Origin of the sequence: Seonamhaeicola sp. NFXS20 (assembly GCF_049132085.1) — a bacterium.
GTDB lineage: Bacteria > Bacteroidota > Bacteroidia > Flavobacteriales > Flavobacteriaceae > Seonamhaeicola.
Map to the genome: position 1 here is coordinate 1 of NZ_JAFMPU010000031.1, position 2,588 is coordinate 2,588.

3 protein-coding genes are annotated in these 2,588 nt (G+C 33.9%); 1 reads left to right on the forward strand and 2 read right to left on the reverse strand.

All coding sequences use genetic code 11. The features are described 5' to 3' along the window. Positions 1-507 (reverse strand): transposase (locus tag J1D01_RS17280; protein ID WP_421151753.1); only part of this gene is annotated, 507 nt, incomplete at its 3' end. A gap of 204 nt (positions 508-711) precedes the next feature. Then, positions 712-1,704 carry an IS110 family transposase gene (locus J1D01_RS17285; protein ID WP_421151754.1) on the reverse strand — a complete coding sequence of 331 codons (993 nt, stop codon included), beginning with the start codon at positions 1,702-1,704 and terminating at the stop codon, positions 712-714. Between the two features lie 288 nt (positions 1,705-1,992). Between J1D01_RS17285 and J1D01_RS17290 the strand changes: the two genes are divergently transcribed. Further along, complete coding sequence (locus J1D01_RS17290) at positions 1,993-2,358, forward strand: hypothetical protein (protein ID WP_421151755.1); 366 nt, start codon at positions 1,993-1,995, stop codon at positions 2,356-2,358. Positions 2,359-2,588 lie beyond the last annotated feature (230 nt).

The window sequence follows — 2,588 nt, forward strand, 5'->3', positions numbered from 1 at the left end:
AAGATGCCCTTCTAAATCCTCTTCTGGTACTTTCAGTTCTAAAGTATCCATAGAAGCATTCGCCTTTACAGGTGCGGAATCTATGGTCTGGGTATGGCCGGCAACCATACCTGCCGAGACACATAGCCCAAATATTTTTGTGAAAACAGATTCAAATACCGCTTCTGGAAATAGTTGGCGTGTACGGCTTATAGTAGAATGCCACGGTAATTCTTCGTCGATATCATAGCCTAAAAAATACAAGATATCCAAACGCATGCTACAATGTGATATAAGCTTACGGTCGCTTGTTATATTTTCTAAATAACCAACCAAACATAGCTTAAAGAATACAACAGGGTCGATGCTTTTTTGTCCGCTATCCCCATAATATGGGCACGTGAGCTTATATAGAAATTCTAGGTCTAGAACCTCTTTTAATCGTCTGTAGAAATTGTGCTCTGGTACGCGTTCGCTTAACTGAAACTGTGAGAACAGCTTTTCTTGAAATATTTTTGTGCCTTGCATTATTAAATATACGAAATTTCTGTATATTTAGCAAGACTTGTGCAACGGGCACACCGTATATAATTTATTGCTAGTTCTAGCCTACTTACGAAAATCCTCGCGGATTTTCTATTCGGTTTTTATTTGCTAAATTAGGTGCTTAAAACACGCAACAAACCATATACGTATTCCAAGATTAATTCCTAATAAATATTCTGTTTTTTTTTAAGCTGCATGCTGTTGTAAAACAACATAAGGTGTTCCTCTTTTCACTACAGCAAAAGCTCTTGCTATTAGTTTATTTCTAACATTGTTTACAGCTAACATTTTATCTTTTCCTTCGGCTATTTTTCGCTTATAATATTGCCTTAATTCACTATCATGTTGTATTGCAGAAACGCTTGCCATACTTAATAAGCTTTTCATTTTCCTGTCACCTAAATAATGACATTGTTTTCGCTTATAGATACTGGTTCCAGAACGATGCTCGAATGGTGCTGTTCCACAATAACTAGAAAAAGCACGCCAACTTGCAAAGCGTGTAAAGTTTCCTGTATGGTAAATTAATTGACTTGCAACTACTAAACCTACGCCTTTTAAACTCGATAATAATTCATAATTTTTCTGCATCGATTCTTCTTGAGAAATAATCTCTTTTATCCTATGCTCTACTGCTTTTACTTGCTTAGATAAATAGGCTATACTGCGTTTTAAGCTTATGCAACCAGAATCTGTGGTTGGACTAGATAAAAGTATTTTCATTTCTTTTAAAGTGCCTTTAAGGCCTGCATTATTTCTAACTAATTGATCCCGTAAAGCTAATAGTCTTCCAAGCTCTAAATGAGACATACTTTTTACGGTACTTGGCTCCAATTCTTCTCTATAAAGCCAAGCATAACGTGCTATTAAAGCTGCATCAAGCTTGTCTGTCTTTTCTTTTACAATTCCCGATGAACGTTTTATTTTTAAAGGACTTTCTTCTACATAAACTATAGAGTGACTAGATAAATAAAGGGCTAATTTTAATGAGTAATAGCCTGTATTCTCAAAACAATAAAAAACGTCAATTGTATTGCTATACTTTGAAACCCATTTTAATAGACTTTTGTAACCTACTACATCGTTAATAAACTCCTTATGCTCTTCTGCTTGATAACAAAAGGCATCTATTGTTTTTTTTGAGACATCGATTCCTACGACTTCTTTGTAATTTTTCATATTTTTACATTTAGAGTGAATAAATATATTGCCTTAACTACTTCCTTTATCGGGAGATTTTGACTCCTGGTATTCCAAATGGTTCTTGGCAACTATATAGAAAGAGAGGACTCGTACGTGTAAAGGAGCGTGATTCTAAAACACGTTATAGTTCTCCTCTTTTTCTATCTAAAGTTATTTATTACAAACTAAAGAAACACGTTGTGTAACATTTGAATGAACAATCTGAATAAATACGAAATGATAGTTTATTGTCTGATTTATCCAATTCTGACAATGACTTTTTTTATGATTTGGATTTCCCAATCAACATTACCTGGAGGAGACATTGGAATGACACCTTTTCTTGTTGGAATAGTTTTGCTAATAGTATTCGGAATTGAAATTACTCTTGTTTTGATATTTAGAAAACGGATAATTGGATTGCGAAAAAAACTGACTTCATTAATAGTAGCATTTCTGATTTACGAATTGACAATGTGGGTTATTGGAGGTTTTGGAGAAATAGTATTATTGGAATCTTTTAAAAAACCGTTTGAGGAAAATATTGAAGGTGCATTTTCATTTTCATCAATTTTTGCACTTTTAATAATTCTCGGACTGATATTAATAAATGAAAAACTGAATAAAAAAACGTTACACAACAATGTATAACCGCAATTACGGCGGATTCGACTACGTCCGAATCCACTCGGAATTGCTAACGTCTGTGCTAAACCGAAAAACTTCGTATATTTATCCGTAACTGACGGTTATACGTATTCCAAGGTAAAAAACAACTATTTTTTTTAATAAGTTGTGGCTGCTACATTAACAAATGGTGTTCCTCTCTTAATCACTGCAAAACTCCGTGCTAAAATCTTATTCCTAACATTGTTCAAGGC

Coding starts and splice junctions, on each gene's coding strand:
- J1D01_RS17285 (WP_421151754.1), bottom strand. CDS start 1,704: ATGAAAAATTACAAAGAAGTCGTAGGAATCGATGTCTCAAAAAAAACA.
- J1D01_RS17290 (WP_421151755.1), top strand. CDS start 1,993: ATGATTTGGATTTCCCAATCAACATTACCTGGAGGAGACATTGGAATG.